The organism is Janthinobacterium goodfellowi, from assembly GCF_051380695.1.
Taxonomy (GTDB): domain Bacteria; phylum Pseudomonadota; class Gammaproteobacteria; order Burkholderiales; family Burkholderiaceae_D; genus Janthinobacterium.
In genome coordinates, this window is record NZ_JBNYXN010000009.1 from 214,015 (window position 1) to 230,879 (window position 16,865).

The 16,865-nt window shown below is 61.4% G+C and carries 11 protein-coding genes and 1 rRNA gene; 7 read left to right on the forward strand and 5 right to left on the reverse strand.

The features are described from left to right. Positions 1 to 68 precede the first annotated feature (68 nt). The 5 genes from ACQ4WQ_RS27060 to ACQ4WQ_RS27080 all read left to right on the forward strand — a co-directional run bounded on the left by ACQ4WQ_RS27060 (position 69) and on the right by ACQ4WQ_RS27080 (position 6,201). Complete coding sequence (locus ACQ4WQ_RS27060) at positions 69 to 1,253, forward strand: isovaleryl-CoA dehydrogenase (RefSeq protein WP_070260712.1); 1,185 nt, start codon at positions 69 to 71, stop codon at positions 1,251 to 1,253. 53 nt (positions 1,254 to 1,306) lie between these two features. Continuing rightward, positions 1,307 to 3,106: a bifunctional isocitrate dehydrogenase kinase/phosphatase gene (gene aceK, locus ACQ4WQ_RS27065; RefSeq protein ID WP_326459536.1), complete on the forward strand. Its 1,800-nt coding sequence runs from the start codon at positions 1,307 to 1,309 to the stop codon at positions 3,104 to 3,106. Beyond that, a complete protein-coding gene (locus tag ACQ4WQ_RS27070; protein ID WP_070221734.1) occupies positions 3,103 to 4,299 on the forward strand; it encodes an acetyl-CoA C-acyltransferase in 1,197 nt (398 codons plus the stop codon). The genes aceK and ACQ4WQ_RS27070 overlap by 4 nt, the downstream gene beginning before the upstream one ends. A gap of 66 nt (positions 4,300 to 4,365) precedes the next feature. After that, a complete protein-coding gene (locus ACQ4WQ_RS27075) occupies positions 4,366 to 5,034 on the forward strand; it encodes an SDR family oxidoreductase (RefSeq protein ID WP_436501282.1) in 669 nt (222 codons plus the stop codon). Positions 5,035 to 5,073: 39 nt separating this feature from the next. After that, positions 5,074 to 6,201: an acyl-CoA dehydrogenase family protein gene (locus ACQ4WQ_RS27080; RefSeq protein WP_436501284.1), complete on the forward strand. Its 1,128-nt coding sequence runs from the start codon at positions 5,074 to 5,076 to the stop codon at positions 6,199 to 6,201. A gap of 457 nt (positions 6,202 to 6,658) precedes the next feature. Here ACQ4WQ_RS27080 and ACQ4WQ_RS27085 read toward each other — a convergent pair whose 3' ends face one another. The 4 genes from ACQ4WQ_RS27085 to ACQ4WQ_RS27100 form a co-directional block, all read right to left on the reverse strand. Next, complete coding sequence (locus ACQ4WQ_RS27085; protein WP_436501297.1) at positions 6,659 to 7,552, reverse strand: YihY/virulence factor BrkB family protein; 894 nt, start codon at positions 7,550 to 7,552, stop codon at positions 6,659 to 6,661. A gap of 85 nt (positions 7,553 to 7,637) precedes the next feature. After that, complete coding sequence (locus tag ACQ4WQ_RS27090) at positions 7,638 to 8,717, reverse strand: S66 peptidase family protein (protein ID WP_436501286.1); 1,080 nt, start codon at positions 8,715 to 8,717, stop codon at positions 7,638 to 7,640. An 88-nt stretch (positions 8,718 to 8,805) separates the two neighbouring features. Beyond that, complete coding sequence (locus tag ACQ4WQ_RS27095; protein WP_436501288.1) at positions 8,806 to 11,559, reverse strand: TonB-dependent receptor; 2,754 nt, start codon at positions 11,557 to 11,559, stop codon at positions 8,806 to 8,808. Positions 11,560 to 11,776: 217 nt separating this feature from the next. After that, entirely contained in the window at positions 11,777 to 13,579 is a 1,803-nt protein-coding gene (locus ACQ4WQ_RS27100; protein WP_436501299.1) for an ABC transporter substrate-binding protein, read from the reverse strand. A 219-nt stretch (positions 13,580 to 13,798) separates the two neighbouring features. Between ACQ4WQ_RS27100 and ACQ4WQ_RS27105 the strand changes: the two genes are divergently transcribed. Beyond that, positions 13,799 to 15,037: a nucleoside recognition domain-containing protein gene (locus tag ACQ4WQ_RS27105; protein ID WP_034753725.1), complete on the forward strand. Its 1,239-nt coding sequence runs from the start codon at positions 13,799 to 13,801 to the stop codon at positions 15,035 to 15,037. Between the two features lie 8 nt (positions 15,038 to 15,045). Continuing rightward, entirely contained in the window at positions 15,046 to 16,548 is a 1,503-nt protein-coding gene (gene dacB, locus ACQ4WQ_RS27110) for a D-alanyl-D-alanine carboxypeptidase/D-alanyl-D-alanine endopeptidase (RefSeq protein WP_326459531.1), read from the forward strand. 222 nt (positions 16,549 to 16,770) lie between these two features. Here the strand turns inward: dacB and rrf are convergent. Then, positions 16,771 to 16,865 (reverse strand): 5S ribosomal RNA (gene rrf, locus ACQ4WQ_RS27115); the annotation flags it as partial.

The window sequence follows — 16,865 nt, forward strand, 5'->3', positions numbered from 1 at the left end:
ACTGAGTATCATAGCTTCACTGACCCGGCACCCATGACCGCCACACTTATAACGACGACGAGGACGACATGCTCCATCTCCCAGGCTTGACCTTTGACCACGGCGACGACATCGCCTCCCTGCGCGAAGCGATTCAACAATTTGCCGCCGCCGAAATCGCGCCGCGCGCGGCCGAGATCGACCGCACCGACCAGTTCCCCATGGACCTGTGGCGCAAGATGGGCGACATGGGCTTGCTCGGCATCACCGTCAGCGAAGAATACGGCGGCGCCGGCATGGGTTACCTGGCGCACATCATCGCCATGGAAGAGATCTCGCGCGCCTCGGCCTCCGTCGGCCTGTCCTACGGCGCCCACTCGAACCTGTGCGTGAACCAGATCAAACGCAACGGCACGGCCGAGCAAAAAGCGAAATATCTGCCGAAACTGATCACGGGCGAGCACATCGGCGCCCTGGCCATGTCGGAGCCGAACGCGGGCTCGGACGTCGTCAGCATGAAGCTGCGCGCCGACTTCAAGGGCGACCGCTGGGTCTTGAACGGCACCAAGATGTGGATCACCAACGGTCCCGACGCGGACGTGCTGGTGGTGTACGCGAAGAACGACCTGGAAGCGGGTCCGCGCGGCATGACGGCCTTCCTGATCGAAAAGAATTTCAAGGGCTTTTCCATCGCGCAAAAGCTCGACAAGCTGGGCATGCGCGGCTCGCACACGGGCGAACTGGTGTTCCAGGATTGCGAAGTGCCGGCCGAAAACGTGCTGGGCGGCCTGGGCAAGGGCGTCAACGTGCTGATGTCGGGCCTCGATTTCGAGCGCACCGTGCTGTCCGGCGGCCCGCTGGGCATCATGCAGGCCTGCATGGACCTGGTCGTGCCCTACGTGCATGACCGCAAGCAATTCGGCCAGCCTATCGGCGAATTCCAGTTAATGCAGGGTAAGCTGGCCGATATGTATTCGACCATGATGGCGTGCAAGGCCTATGTGTATGCCGTGGGCCAGGCTTGCGACCGCGCCACCACGCCGGAAGCCGTGCGCCAGCTGCGCAAGGATGCGGCCGGCGCCATTCTGTATAGTGCGGAAAAGGCGACCTGGATGGCGGGCGAAGCGATCCAGGCGCTGGGCGGCAACGGCTACATCAACGAGTATCCGGCCGGCCGCCTGTGGCGCGATGCCAAGCTGTACGAAATCGGCGCCGGGACCAGCGAAATCCGCCGCATGCTGATCGGCCGCGAACTGTTTGCGGAAACCAAGTAAGCACGGGCACGCGGTTATCGACTGGGTGATGAGCCATTCATGCGAGCACAACTATGACGCACATTGCCTTCCCCAAATTGCTCTCTTCCCAGATTGCATTCGATATCGCGCGCACCATCCGCGACGGCTTCGACAAACATTACCGTCTGTTCCGCGAAACGAGCCAGCACGCCAAGCGGTATTTCGAGCAAGGCGCCTGGAGCGCGGCACAGACGGCGGCCCGCGAACGCATCGACTTTTATGACAAACGCGTGCAGGAATGCGTGCAGATGCTCGAAGATGAGTACGAAGAGTCGGAGTTGAGCGACGAAGTGTGGCGCGAACTCAAGCTCCACTACATCGGCATGTTGACGGAACACAAGCAGCCGGAACTGGCGGAAACCTTCTTCAATTCCGTCTGCTGCAACATCCTGCACCGCACCTATTTCAATAACGACTATATTTTCGTGCGCCCCGTCGTTTCCACGGAGTACATCGAAACGCAAGACCCCGCTCCTACTTACCGCGTGTATTACCCGGGCCAGGACGGCTTGCGCGACACCCTGACGCGCATGGTGAGCAACTTCCAGCTGGACTGCGCATTTGCCAACCTGGAACGCGACGTGGCCCAGGTGGAAGCGCGCCTGCAGCAACTGTTCGGCGGCGACCGGATCGAGCCGAACCACCAGCTCCAGGTCCTGACCAGTTTGTTCTACCGCAACAAGGGCGCCTACCTGGTCGGCAAGGGCATCAACGGCAACCGCGAATATCCATTTGTCGTGCCCATCCTGCACAACCGCCACGGCAAGCTCGTGCTCGACACGGTGCTGTTCGAACAGCAGCAGATCGCCGTGCTGTTTTCGTTTACGCGCGCCTACTTCCTGGTGGATATGGAAGTGCCGTCGGCCTATGTGCAATTCCTGCGCAGCTTGTTGCCGCGCAAACCGCGCAGCGAAATTTATACGATACTGGGCCTGCAAAAACAGGGCAAGACCTTGTTTTACCGCGACTACCTGCAGCATTTGAAACACTCGTCGGACCACTTCGAGAGCGCGCCCGGCATCCGCGGCCTCGTGATGCTGGTGTTTGCCCTGCCGTCGTTTCCGTATGTCTTCAAGGTGATCAAGGATTTCTTTCCTCCTCCCAAGGAAACCACGCGCGCGCAAGTCCAGCAAAAGTATTTGCTGGTGAAACACCACGACCGCGTGGGCCGCATGGCCGACACGCTCGAGTATTCCAATGTGGCCTTTCCCCGCGCCCGTTTTTCCGCGGAACTGCTGGCCGAACTGAAACAGTTCGCCCCCTCGCTGATCGAGGAAGACCACGAGCAGATCATCATCCGCCACCTGTACATCGAGCGGCGCATGGTGCCGCTGAACATGTGGCTGAGCAATGCCGAAAAGGAAGGCCGCGACGACCTGGTGGAACACGCCATCATCGAGTACGGCAACGCCATCAAGGAACTGGTGGCGGCAAATATTTTTCCTGGCGACATGCTGTATAAAAATTTTGGCGTGACCCGTCATCAGCGTGTCGTTTTTTACGATTACGATGAAATCGAGTACATCACCGATTGCCAGTTCCGCGTCATCCCGCAAGCCCGCACGGAGGAGGAAGAAATGTCGGCCGAACCGTGGTATCCCATCGGCAAGCACGATGTGTTTCCCGAACAATTCGGTACCTTCCTGCTGGGCAATCCCCGCATCCGCAGCTATTTCATGCAGCACCATGCCGACCTGCTGACGGCGCAATACTGGCAGGCGCGCAAGCAGCGCATCGAAGATGGCCATATCGAGGACGTCTTCCCGTATCCGCAGCACCTGCGTTTTTGTATGCAGTCACCTTCCCACCCCTCAACCGGAGATCCAACATGAATGATCCAGTCGTAATCGTCGGTGCCGCGCGCACCCCCATGGGCGCCTTCCAGGGCGACTTTGCCAACGTCACCGCCAGCGACCTGGGCGCCGTGGCCATCCGCGCCGCCGTCGAGCGGGCCGGCGTGGCGCCGGATGCCGTTGAACACGTGTTTTTCGGCAATTGCCTGATGGCTGGCCAGGGCCAGGCGCCCGCGCGCCAGGCCTTGCGCAAGGCGGGCTTGCCCGATTCCACGGGCGCCGTGACCCTGTCGAAAATGTGCGGCTCGGCCATGCAGACGACCATGTTCGCGCATGACACCTTGCTCGCCGGCAGCGCCGACGTGGTGGTGGCGGGCGGCATGGAATCGATGACCAACGCCCCCTATCTCGTGCCGAAAGCGCGCGGCGGCTACCGCATCGGCCACGGCATGATCTATGACCACATGATGATGGATGGCCTGGAAGACGCCTACAGCCGCGACGAAAAGGGCAATGCCCGCTCGATGGGCACGTTTGCCGAAGAGTGCGCCAGCCAGTACCAGTTCACGCGCGAAGCGCAGGATGCGTTTGCCATCGAATCCGTGAAACGCGCGCAAGCGGCCACCAAGGATGGCAGTTTCGAGTGGGAAATCGTGCCCGTGACCGTTTCCGGCCGCGGCGGCGACACCGTCGTCAGCATCGATGAAGGCCCGCAAAAAGCCCGCCTGGAAAAAATCCCGACCCTGAAGGCGGCATTCAAGAAGGACGGCACCATCACGGCCGCCTCGTCCTCGTCGATCAACGATGGCGCGGCAGCGCTGGTGCTGATGCGCGAATCGACGGCGAAAAAACTGGGCTGCACCGTCATCGCCAAGATCCACGGCCACGCCACGCATGCGCAGGCGCCGAACGAATTCACGACGGCCCCCATCGGCGCCGTGAAAAAGCTGTATGCCAAAACGGGCTGGAGCAGCAGCAATGTGGACTTGTTCGAGATCAATGAAGCGTTCGCCGCCGTGCCGATGGCCGCCATGCATGACCTCGACATTCCGCATAGCAAGATCAACATCCACGGCGGCGCGTGCGCGCTGGGCCACCCGATCGGCGCCTCGGGCGCGCGCATCATCGTCACCCTGCTGGGCGCCCTGAAGAAAACCGGCGGCAAGCGCGGCGTGGCGGCCCTGTGCATCGGCGGCGGCGAAGCGACGGCGATGGCGATCGAACTGGTATAAGCTCTTCCCGAGCACGGGCGCGCACCACGGTGCGCGCCTTTCATTTTATTTTCAGGGAGAAAACATATGCCTACCGCATTGATCATCGGCGCCTCGCGCGGCATCGGCCACGAAATCGTCCGTCAATACCGCCACGATGGCTGGCGTGTCATCGCCACGGCGCGCACGCAAGACGCGTGCGAGGCCCTCAAGCAACTGGGCGCGGAAGCGCACCAGCTCGACGTGACGGATGTGGAAGGCTGTGCCGGCCTGGGCTGGAAGCTCGACGATGAAAAGCTCGACGTGGCCATCCTCAACGCGGGCGTGTATGGCCCCCGTCACGACGGTTTCCCTGCGCAAGCCGATTTCGACCTCGTCATGCACACCAACGTGCTGGCGGCCATGCGGCTGCTGCCGATATTGGCGCCGCTGGTGGCCAATGCCAAGGGCAAACTGGCCGTGCTGTCCTCGCACATGGGCTCCCTGAGCGAGCGGGGCAACCCCAGCGGTTCGCTGTACCGCGCCAGCAAGGCGGCCTTGAATTCGGTGCTGATCGACACATCCCTCGTGCATGGCCCGCAAGGCGTCAGCTGCGTCGCTTTCCACCCGGGCTGGGTACGCACGGACATGGGCGGCGCCGGCGCCGATATTTCACCGGAGGAAAGCGCTGCCGGCATCCGCGCCACCCTGGCCAGCCTGCCGGCCACGGACAAAGCCGTGTTCCGCAACTACGATGGCAAGCCCATAGGCTGGTAATTTCCCCACACACCATAAAAACAAACGAGACGACGTCCCATGATACTCAATGAAGAACAGACCATGATTCAGGAGGCGCTGCGCAGTTTCGCGCGCGAGCGCCTGGCGCCCAACGCGGCCCGCTGGGACAAGGAACATCATTTCCCGAAAGAAGAATTGCAGGAACTGGCCGCGCTGGGCGCCTTTGGCGTAGCCGTGCCGGAAGCGCTCGGTGGTGCCGGCCTCGACTATGTGTCCTTGGCCCTGGTGCTGGAAGAAATCGCCGCCGGCGATGGCGGCACCTCGACCATCATTTCCGTGAATAATTGCCCCGTGTGCAGCATCGCCATGATGTACGCCAACGACGCGCAAAAGGAACAATGGCTGCGCCCGCTGGCGCAAGGTACGATGCTCGGTGCATTTTGCCTGACGGAACCGCACACGGGCAGCGACGCCTCGGCCCTGCGCACGACGGCCACCCGCGATGGCAATGCATATGTAATCAACGGCACCAAGCAGTTCATTACCAGCGGCAAATATGCGGACGTGGCCATCGTCATGGCCGTGACCGACAAGGCGGCCGGCAAGCGCGGCATCAGCGCCTTCTGGGTGCCGACGAACACGCCCGGCTACATCGTGGCGGGACTGGAACAGAAGATGGGCCAGCATTCGTCGGACACGGCGCAAATCCTGTTCGACAACTGCCGCATCCCCGCGGAAAATCTGATAGGTGAAGAGGGCCAAGGCTACAAGATCGCCCTGTCCGGCCTGGAAGGCGGGCGCATCGGCATCGCTTCGCAAGCCGTGGGCATGGCGCGCGCTGCGTATGAAGCGGCCTTGAATTACGCACGCGAGCGCGAAAGCTTCGGCAAACCCATCTATGAACACCAGGCCGTGCAATTCCGCCTGGCCGACATGGCGACGCAGATCGAAGCGGCGCGACAACTGATACGCCACGCGGCGGCCATGAAGGATGCGGGCCTGCCCTGCCTGAAGGAAGCCGCCATGGCCAAGCTGTTTGCGTCGGAAATGGCGGAAAAAGTGTGCTCGGACGCCATCCAGGTGCACGGCGGCTACGGTTATGTGTCCGATTTCCCCGTCGAGCGCATCTACCGCGACGTGCGCGTGTGCCAGATTTATGAGGGGACCAGCGATATCCAGAAGATACTCATCGCCAGAGCCTTATAAAAGCAGTAGAAGTCTCGGCGCTTTTAGAAACCGTCGCGAGCAAGCCTGATATCGGATTGAGTAACGCAGCCGTACTTCGGTACGGCGAGTAACGCCGATTCGAGAGCGGGCTGCGCAGTAGGTTTATAAACGCGCCCACCAGACGAAAAAAAAGCCCGCTAGCGCGGGCTTCGTTCCAATGTATTACCAATGCTTTAATCGTGTCATGGACGCCAGTGCTATCTGCAAAGTGCCTCCTGATTTTCGGACTCCCATGCTATCTGCATGGTGACTCCAAGTGTAAAATCGACCATCGTATCCGGAATTACAAAATCCATTTCTTCGCACTGTCACGCCATCGACATTACACCTGTCGGTCGCCGCGCTGAAACTGGATGGTGAGATAATTTGCTGCCAAATCTCAATCACTGAACGGAGTATAGCACAGCCTTTTGTGCAATGCAACAACCTTTTTAAATCAAGTCCTTAGCGCCAGCGGCTTGTCTTCTTCGCCGCCGCGGGCCACTCTTTCGTATTCGGAAATCACTTGTGCGCCCAGCAGCAGCAGAGTGGCGCCGATTTCCAGGCTGAACATGACGACGATGGCCGTCGTCATGGAGCCATACACGACGTTCACCTGCGACAAGGTCGAAAAATACCAGACCAGCACGTGGCGGGCGATTTCCCACAGCAGGGCCGCCGTCACGCCGCCGATCAGCGCATGCGTGATCGACAATCTTCCGACCGGCATGACCAGGTAGATTGAGCTGAGCACGAGGATTTCGCCGCCCAGCCCCAGCAGATACAGCAGCACGCCAGACACGCCTTCCAGGCCCCAGTCGTGGCGCAAAAAGCGCACGCTTTCCTCGCCCATCACCTGCAGGCTGCCCGCCACCAGTGTGATGAGCAAGATCCCCACGCCCAGGCACAGGATGTAGCAGTACGGCAGCACGGCGGAAATAAGGAAATGGCGGCGGCGGATGGCGACGCGGTGAATGAAGATCACGCTCATGGCGTTTTCCAGCACGGTAAACGCCAAAGAGCTGAAAAAGAGCATGGTCAGCAGCAAGAGCCAGCCGATCACGCCCCGGTTATTGAGGAAATGCGCTACTTCCGCCACGATGGCTTTCGATTGCCCGGGTACCAGCCATTCCAGGTAATGGCCGATTGTCTGCAGCAACTCATCCTGCGCGATCACGTGCGACAGCGCCACCACCACCAGCATCAGCAGGGGCACGATGGACAGCAGCGAGTAATACGCGACGGCGCCCGCCAGCAGCAAGCCCTGGTTGGCGCGGAAACCCTTGAGCACCTGCAGCGCGAAGGCCAGCGGGTGGCTGAGGATGTAGGTACTGGCGTGGCGGTTGATCATGTCGGGAGCGGTGAGGAAGACGGCGCGGCCTCGTGCCACGCCTTATCACACTAGCATACTGACAATCGCCCCGCTGCACCGTACGCTAGCAGACGGCCAGCTCCAGCAAGGTCAAGGTTTGCCGGTCCGCATCCAGGGTGGCCAATATGCCCATCGGTAGCGTGAACTGATGGCGGATGTGGCCAAACGAGTAGCCGCTGACGGCCGGCACGCGCAAGGGCAGCAAATGCTGGTCCAGGGTGGCATCGAGGGTCAGCGCCGTGTCGCCCTCGGCCGCCTCGCAATGCTCGAAGATGCCCAGCATCAAGGCCGCCGCGTGCTTGAAACCGATGGACAGGTCGAGCTGGCACAGCATGCGGTCGATGCGATACGGCACTTCATTGATTTCTTCGAGAAATAAAATATGCTCGCGGAAATCGGCCGCATACGGCGTGCCGGCCAGCGCGCTGACCATGCACAGATTGCCGCCCGTCAAGCGCCCCGTCGCCTGACCACCGTGCACGGTGCGGATGGCGAAGTTCGGCTGCGTCTGCGCGCGGCGATGGTTGTCCAGCGCCATCGGGATCGTGTAGCTGTCTTGCGGCGTCATCAGCACATTGCGCAGCTGCGTCACCGTGTAGTCGGACAACGTGGATGAGGCCACGGGGCCGTGGAACGTCACCAGGCCCGTCTGGCTGCCGATGGCCAGGTGCAGGGCCGTGATGTCGGAATAGCCGATCAGCACTTTCGGATTGCGCCGGATCAAGGCGTAGTCGAGCAGCGCCAGCAGCGAAATGCAGCCGGAACCGCCACGGATGGCCCAGATCGCCTTGACCTCGGGATCGGCGAACGCCGCGTGCAGATCGTCGAGGCGCTGCTGCACCGTGCCCGCATAGTTGCCGTGCACGGCGCGGATGTTCGCGCCCAGGCTGGCGCGCAAGCCCAGCGATTCGACATTGCGCTGGGCCTTGGCGATGGCCTCCTCATCCGTAAAACCGCCCGGTGCGATGATGGCCACCAGGTCGCCGTCGCGCAGGCGCGCCGGTTTGATCAATGCGTGGTGCTGTTGCATGCGTTTGTCCTTCCCTTGCGCGGCCGCCGCCCACGCCGGTGTGCCTGCCGCCCCCACGGTGGCGGCCAACAAGCCGCCGAAGCGGCGCCGGCTGAGATTGGTCTGACTGGACATGCGGCCCTTTCCTGGAATAAAAACGGCGACGCCAGGCGCCGCCGCACGAGGTTAGCATGCCGACGGGATCGCCGCCGGCATGACCGCCTTACATGAACTTGTACTTCAGCTGGAACGACAGCGAACGGCCGCGCGGGTCGGCCACGCGCGGGTCCCAGCCGGCGCCCACCACTTCATCCACGTTGTGCGCGGTGAATGGCGGATCGCGGTCGAACAAGTTCTGGATACCCACGGTGATGGTGGTATTTTTGAAGCCCGTGTACGTGCCCGACAGGTTATACGTGGTGTAGCTGGACACGTCCGGCTTGAAGCCCGGCGGCGGCGACCCCTTGCCGCCATTCGGCAACTGGTCCTTGTAGCCCGACGAAAAACTCTGCACCAGCAAGCCGCTCCAGTCGCCGCGCGACACACCAAAGCTGGCGTTGTGTTTCCAGCGCAAATACAGGTCGCGCGTATAGAATTTGCCGACTAGTTCCTGGTATTCCTGGCCTTGATATTCGGCAAACTTGAAGCTGTCCATATACGTGCCGTCAAGGGTCGCCGTCCATTTCGCGTCCCGGATCTTGCCTTCGCCGCGCAAGCCCACGTCGAGGCCGCGCACGCGGCTGCCTGCCGCATTGATCCAGCCCGCCTGCACGTACTCGATGGTGCCGTCGGGATTGCGGTGGATGTACTGGTTCAGCGCCTGGTAGTTGGCCAGCACGATTTGCGGCGTGCGGTTCAGGATGCGGTCCTTGGTGTTGATGGCCCAGTAGTCGAACGAGGCGGAATAGCCCTTGAACGGTTCGATGACAAAACCGACGCTGCCCTGCTTCGACGTTTCCGGCTTCAGATTCGTGTTGCCGCCCGTCTTGTAGTCGAGACGGTCGATGGCGCAGTACTCGGGCACGCCCGGATGCTTGGCGCAGCCTTCCTGGTCGACCACGCCGTTCGGCAATTCCTGGCTCAGCGAACCGGAATACAGCTGCTGGAAGCTTGGCGCGAGGAAACCCTTGCTGGCCGAACCGCGGAACAACAGGAAGTCGGCCGGCTGGTAGCGGAAGGCCACTTTCGGATTCGTCGTCGCGCCCACCAGGCTGTAATCGTCGCGGCGGATGGCCAGCTGCATTTCCAGGTCCTTCGTGACCGGCACCAGCAGCTCGGCATACACGGCCTTGACGGTACGGCTGGCATCTTTGAGTGCGGCATTGCCTGGCGACAGCAAAATCTGCGTGGCATCGACGTCTTGCGCGAAGCTGTAGCCTTCGCGGCGCAAGTCGAAGCCAGCCGCCATGGCCAGCGCACCGGCCGGCAGCTGGAACAGCTCGCCCGAAACGGAACCGTCGATCTGCGTCAGGGTCGTCTTGCCATGCTGGAAGTCGCCACGGAACTTGGTCGATTCGATCAATTGCTTGGCCGCTTCCGTCTGGCTCTGGCCGGCGCCTACCCACGGGTTGATGATGCCCGTCGCCAGGGCTGCGTACAGCTTGTCCGTGTAGGAATAGCCATCCGTCAGCTTGGTCTTGGTGCTGCTTTCGGCGCGCGAAATGCCGGCCTTGTAATCCCACTTGCCGAAGTTGCCTTCAAAGCCCACCAGCACGCGCGCATTGTCGGTGGTGTTTTCCTGCGTGCGGTTGCCCACGTCATTGGCGCGCCATTTGTAGGAAATCGGCTTGCTCTTGTCGAACGACGGGATGTAGGCCGACAGATCCTGGTAGTACGCGCCGCCGACCGGATACAGATTCTTGTTGGCGACGGTCGCCTGCACCTGCATCGGCGTCAGGATGGCCGTGGCCTTGGTGCGCGAACCGAGCACTTCGACAAACATGCGGTGGTCGGGCGCCAGCTGGAAGGTACCGCGCGACAGCAGATTGGCCCGCTCGACGGGGAATTGCAGCACATAGTCGGCGCCATAGTCGTAGGCGCACGAATACCTGGTGCGCAGCGGCGAGGTCACGTCTTTCCACAGCTCCGTCTGGTATTGCGACATGCCGGCGATGGTGTCGCACTTGCCCTGGAAGCTCAGCGGATTGGCTTGCAGGTACTTGTTTGGATCGCCCGGCAGCTGAAACGACGTGCCCAGTGCCGTGCCGGTCCCTGCCATCTGGTTGGCAAACGGCGTGCCCGTGGTATCGGGCGACAGGCCGCGGCCCGGCTGGAAGCCGTTGACGAAGGAACGGTCGCTGCCGTTCAGGCGCTCGGCCTTGTCGACGGTCAGGCTGGCCATGATGTTGTAGCGGTCCGACTCCAGCGAGCCCGTGCCGGCCAGCAGGGAAGCGCGGCGCGTGGCGCCGCCGCCGGCCTGCGTGTCGTTGGTGGAGACGGACGCTTCCACGCCATTGTAATTGGTTTTCAGAATGAAATTGATCACGCCGCCGATGGCGTCCGTGCCGTAGATGGCCGAGGCGCCATCCTTGAGAATTTCCACACGAGAAATTGCGCCCAGCGGGATCGAGTTCAGGTCGACCGACTTGCCGCTGGCGCCATGCGTGGCGATGCGGCGGCCGTTCAGCAGCACCAGGGTGCTCGACGGTCCCAGGCCGCGCAGCGAGGCGAACGAAGCGCCGCCGCTGACCCGGTCGGCATCGGCACCAAACACGTTATTGCCCGAAGTCATGTTGTCGGCGCCCGTGCCGTTGGCCGACAGGGTGCGCACCAGTTGTTCGGTCGTCGTGATGCCCTGCTTTTCGATCTGGTCAAAGGAGATGACTTGCACCGGCAGCGCGCCTTCCTTGGCCACGCGCTTGATGCTGCTGCCCGTCACTTCGACCCGTTGCATCGCTGGCGCCGCCGCTTCCTGTGCCATCACCGGCCCCACCACCCCCATCAATGCCACCAACTGCGCTAGTTTCTTCAATTTCACTGGTCTCTCCTTGTTGGGCAATCGAAACTTGAGTTCTCAAGTCCAGGCTGTTTTGTAAGGTCGCGGCGTCTGTCTCGCGGTACATTTTTTTATGACGCCAGCGCTTTACTTTATTTGTTTTCATTTTCAGAGTAGCGCGATGCATCCGGGCCCAGCCAATGAAAAATGCTTTCCTAACCATAACTTTTTGGAATGAATGCCCTTTTCAACGCCGTGCTCACTTGCCTGCGGGGCGGCCCTTGGCGGGATCGACGTCCAGGTAGCGCCAGGACGTGAATTCCACGGGGTGGCGCCTGTAGTTTTTTAGCCACGGTTGTTGCAGGTCGGCAGAGATGGGATGCGTCAGCAGCACCCACGGCGTGTAAGCGTGGATCAGCTGAAACAGGTCGAAGTACAGACTGCGTCGGCGCGGCGTATCGGATAGCAGGCGCGCCTCCTCATAGCGTTTATTGTAATCGGGCAAGTTGAAGCGGGCATAGTTGGCGCGGCCAACGTTGCCCCCATACAACAATTGCATAAAGTTATCGCCATCGGGAAAGTCCGCGATCCAGTTGGTCTCGAACATCTGCACCTTGCCCAGGCGCGACGCCTTGATGATCTCCGTCTTCTTGTCGCTTTTAAATTCCACGCGCAGGCCGATGGCGTTCAGGTTGCGCCGCCACAACTCATCGCGCAGCCGGCCCACCGTGCTCGGCTCCGTGTGCATGGTGAGGATCAAGGGCGTGCCGTCGGGCTGCGTGCGAAAACCGTCGGGCCCCGCCTTGTAGCCGAAGCGCTCCAGCAAGGCGCGCGCCAGCGCCGGATCGTAGCCGACGGGGCTGCGGTAGTGCTTGTCGTAACCGAGCACGTTGGGCGGCAGCGGCGACTGCGCCGGCAAGGCCAGGCCTTTCTTTAATAGCGCGATGTCTTCGCGGCTGTTGTAGCTGAGGGCGATGGCGCGCCGCAGGGCCAGCTTGTCCTTGCTCATGCCGCCCAGCACGGGATCGTCCATATTCATCCACATGTAATACGTCTGCAGCACAGGAAAGCGCGTCAGCTGCAAGCCCTTGGCGGCCAGCGCCGGTTTCAGGGCGCCGTTTTCCAGCACCATGTCCGTCATCGATTCCGGCACTTGCTCCAGGTAATCGAATTCGCCTTTCAGAAAACCCAGCATGCGCGATTGATATTCCTCGACGATGCGCACCTCGATGCGCTCGACCAAGGGCAAGCGCTGGCCCTCCAGCGCCGTCGCGATAGCGCGCGCGTCAACCGGCAAGGCGGCCAGCGCCTTGGTTTCCGTATGGAACACGGTGGGGCGGAAAGTCGGATTGGCCTGCAGCACGATCTTGTCGCTGCGCTTCCATTCCTTCACCAGGAACGGCCCCGTGCCCACGGGGTGGTTGCCGATCTGCCCTGCCGCCGGGTACGCCTCCGCCACTTCGCGCGCCACCACGGCGGTCGCCGGCATGGCCAGGTAGAACAGGAAATTCGGGTCGATGGCGTTGAGGCGAATGCGCAAGGTGTATTTGTCCAGCGCCTGCAGGCCGGCGATCGGCGTGTCGTAGCTGAATTTGCTTTTCAGGGCCGCGTCGCCCACCAGCTTATCTTCCAGCAAAAACAGCCACGGCGACTTCAGGCTGGGGTCATACAGCCGCGTCAGGCTGTACACATAATCCTGCGCCGTCACTTCGCGCGGCTGGCCCTTGAAGGCGGGATCGGGGGTGAAGAAAATGCCGGGCTGCAAATGAAAGAGATACGTGCGGCCGCCGTCTTCCACGGTCGGCAAGCCGCGCGCCGTGTTGCCCTGCAGCTGCACCGGGCGCGCCAGGTAGTCGTAGCGCAGCAGCGGATCGAAGATGTTTTCCATCAAATTCAGGCTGGCCAGGTCCGAGGCCACGGCCGGGTCCAGGCCCGTCTCGCTGGTACTCAAAAACAAGTGCAGGGTCTTGTTCGCGCGGGCATCGGTGGCGGCATCGGCGGGCGCGGTAAATAGCGTCAACAGGGCCAGGCCGGCGGCGCAGGCGGTTTTGCGTAAAAACATCATCAGTGATCCAGTGCAGACAAGGGTAACGAACAGCGATAAGCGACAGGCATCCCCCACACTACGCGGGCAAGCTACGGGGCGCCAATGAAAACAGGCTGCCAGCTTATAACTTTTTGGCATGCGATTGCTGCATTCTTTCATCAACTCGTATCGGGCTGCCTCTATACTTTGTTTGCAGTACCTTTTCACCTCCCCGAAATACAGAACTGATCGCATATGGCACTTAATTACATCTGGTCCGGCTTTTTCCTCGTTGGCTTCCTGGCCGCAGTGCTGCAGTGGCTGTTTCTCGGCGATACCGATATCTTCAAGCGCATCATCGACGGCACGTTCGAAACCGCGCGCATGGGCGTAATGGATATCGCCCTGCCGCTGGCGGGCGTGATGACCTTGTGGCTGGGCATCATGAACATCGGTGAAAAGGCGGGCATCGTCGGCTGGCTGGCAAAAGTCATCGCGCCCTTCTTTTCGCGCATCTTCCCGGAAATTCCCAAGGACCATCCGGCGACCGGCCACATGGTGATGAATTTCTCGGCCAACCTGCTGGGCCTGGACAATGCAGCCACGCCCTTCGGTCTGAAAGCCATGGAAAGCCTGCAAACCTTGAACCCGAACAAGGAAGAGGCGACGAATGCGCAAATCATGTTTTTGGTGCTGCACACCTCGGGCCTGACCCTGATTCCGCTGGCCATCATGGCGCAGCGCTCGATTCTCGGCGCGGCCGACCCGTCCGACATCTTTATCCCCTGCATGATCGCCACCTATGTGGCCACCATGGTCGGCATCATCACCGTGTCCATCAAGCAACGCATCAACTTGCTCAACCGGGTCGTGCTGGGCTGGATGGGCGGCATGACGAGCGCCATCGTCGCCATGATCTGGTACTTCACGCAATACCTGACGAAGCAGGAAATCGAGCTGGTCTCGAAAGTGGTCAGCAACCTGGTCTTGATCAGCGTCATCGCCATCTTCATCATCGGGGCCTTGCGCAAGAAGGTGAACGTGTACGACGCCTTCATCGAAGGGGCGAAAGGCGGCATCCAGACCTCGATCACCGTGATTCCCTACCTGGTCGGCATGCTGGTGGCCATCAGCGTGATCCGCAACGCGGGCGTGTTCAATTTCCTGATGAGCGGCATGAACTGGTTTTTCGCCAACCTGGGCATCAATACGGATTTCGTGCCCGCCCTGCCGACTGCCATGATGAAGCCGCTCAGCGGTTCCGGCTCGAAAGCCATGATGATCGACGCCATGAATACCTATGGCGTCGACTCCTTTGTCGGCCGCCTGGCCTGCGTCTTCCAGGGCTCGGCCGACACCACTTTCTATATCGTGGCCTTGTATTTCGGTTCCGTCGGCATCCGCAAGACGCGCTATGCCATCACGGCCGGCCTGATCGCCGATCTGGCCGGCGTGATCACGGCCGTCTTCGTTGCCTACGTCTTTTTCCACTAAGGAGAGCCATGTTCCGTCCCATCCTCATCGCCGCCTTGCTGGCTGGCATCGGCTTGTCGAATGCCCAGGCGCAATTGCCCGAATCCGTCAGCCTGCTGTTGCGCAGCGCGAATATCCCCGAAGATGCCATGGGTGCCATCGTCTTGCGCGGCAACACCACCGTGCTGTCGCATGGGGCCGAGCGCAGCATGCAACCCGCGTCCACCATGAAACTGGTGACGACGGCCGTGGGCCTGGAACAGCTGGGACCCATCTTCCGCGGCCGCACGGAGCTGCGCACCAGCGCCGACGTCATCAATGGCGTGCTGAAGGGCGACCTGATCCTGCGCGGCGGCGCCGACACGGATTTCAACGCGGACGTGCTGGAGCACATGCTGCAAACCCTGCGCAATCAGGGCATCGTGAAAATCAAGGGCGATCTGATCCTTGACCGTCAGCTGTTCCAGCCGGCCCGGCCCGATATCGGCGCGCCGCCGTTCGACGAGTCGGCCGAGTTCCGCTACAACGTCATCCCCGATGCGTTATTGCTGAACACCAATTTGCTCGATATCAACATGAACTCGACGGACCGGCAATTGAGCATCCTCATGCAGCCACCGCTCGAGAACGTCAGCATTACCAGCGACATGAAACTGATCAAAGGCAGTTGCGCCAGGTGGGAAGATGGCTGGCGTCCGCCAGAATATCGGCGCGATGCGGGCGGCAAGCTGCAGGTGATACTGCACGGCACTTTCCCGCAAAATTGCAGCAAGGCCACCAGCATCAATGTGCTTGATCGCAACGATTATGCGGACCGGCTGTTCCGCGCCACCTGGAAACGCCTGGGCGGCACGATCACGGGCACGGTGCGCGAAGCGCCGTTGACAGGCTTGCCGCCGACGGCCGAACCCGTCGGCACGCGCATGCTGGCCGACCACGTAGCGCGCGCCCTGCCTGAGGTCTTGCGCGATATCAACAAGACCTCCGACAACACCCTCGCCCGCACCCTGTTCCTCAGCCTGGGCAGCCTGCAAAGCGATGGCTGGCTGGGCAGCCGCCCCGTCGCCATGGCCGCGCCGGAAGACACGGCCACGCGCGCGCGGCAAGTGATCCAGGAATGGTTCCAGCGGCACCATATCGACACCCAGGGCATGCTGGTCGACAACGGTTCCGGCTTGTCGCGTACGGGACGCATTGCGCCGGCACAAATGGCCGGCGTCTTGCAGGCGATGCAGTACAGCCCGTGGGCACCCGAGTTCCAGTCCAGCCTGCCCATCGTGGCGCTGGACGGCACCATGCGCAAGCGCCTGCTGAACAGCCCGGCCGCCGCGCGGGCCCGCATCAAGACGGGGACATTAAAAAATGTGGTCGCCATCGCCGGCTACGTACCTGATGCGAATAATCAACAGTGCGTAGTGGTCGCCATGATCAATAGCGACCTGGTGGGCAACGGCAATGGCCGCGCCGCTGTCGATGCACTGATCGAGTGGGTAGCCAGGAGCGGAGCGGTACCGGTGGTTGCCGGTCAATAAAAGGGACACAAAAACAGAAAGGCAGCGCGCAGCGCTGCCTTTTTTTCATCTGTTACGCGGCACCAGGGTCAGCCCCTCCATGCCGCAAATTGGCCGGCCCAGGTCGGCGTAGGTCGGCTTAGCGCAGCGTAAGCCGACAGCACCACCGGCGCCCCACAAAACCGCCAGACGAAAAAAAACCCGACCATTGCTGATCGGGTTTTTTTCTACTGCGTATAACAAGCCTGACGATAACCTACTTTCACACTGGTTGCAGCACTATCATCGGCGCAAAGTTGTTTCACGGTCCTGTTCGGGATGGGAAGGGGTGGGACCAA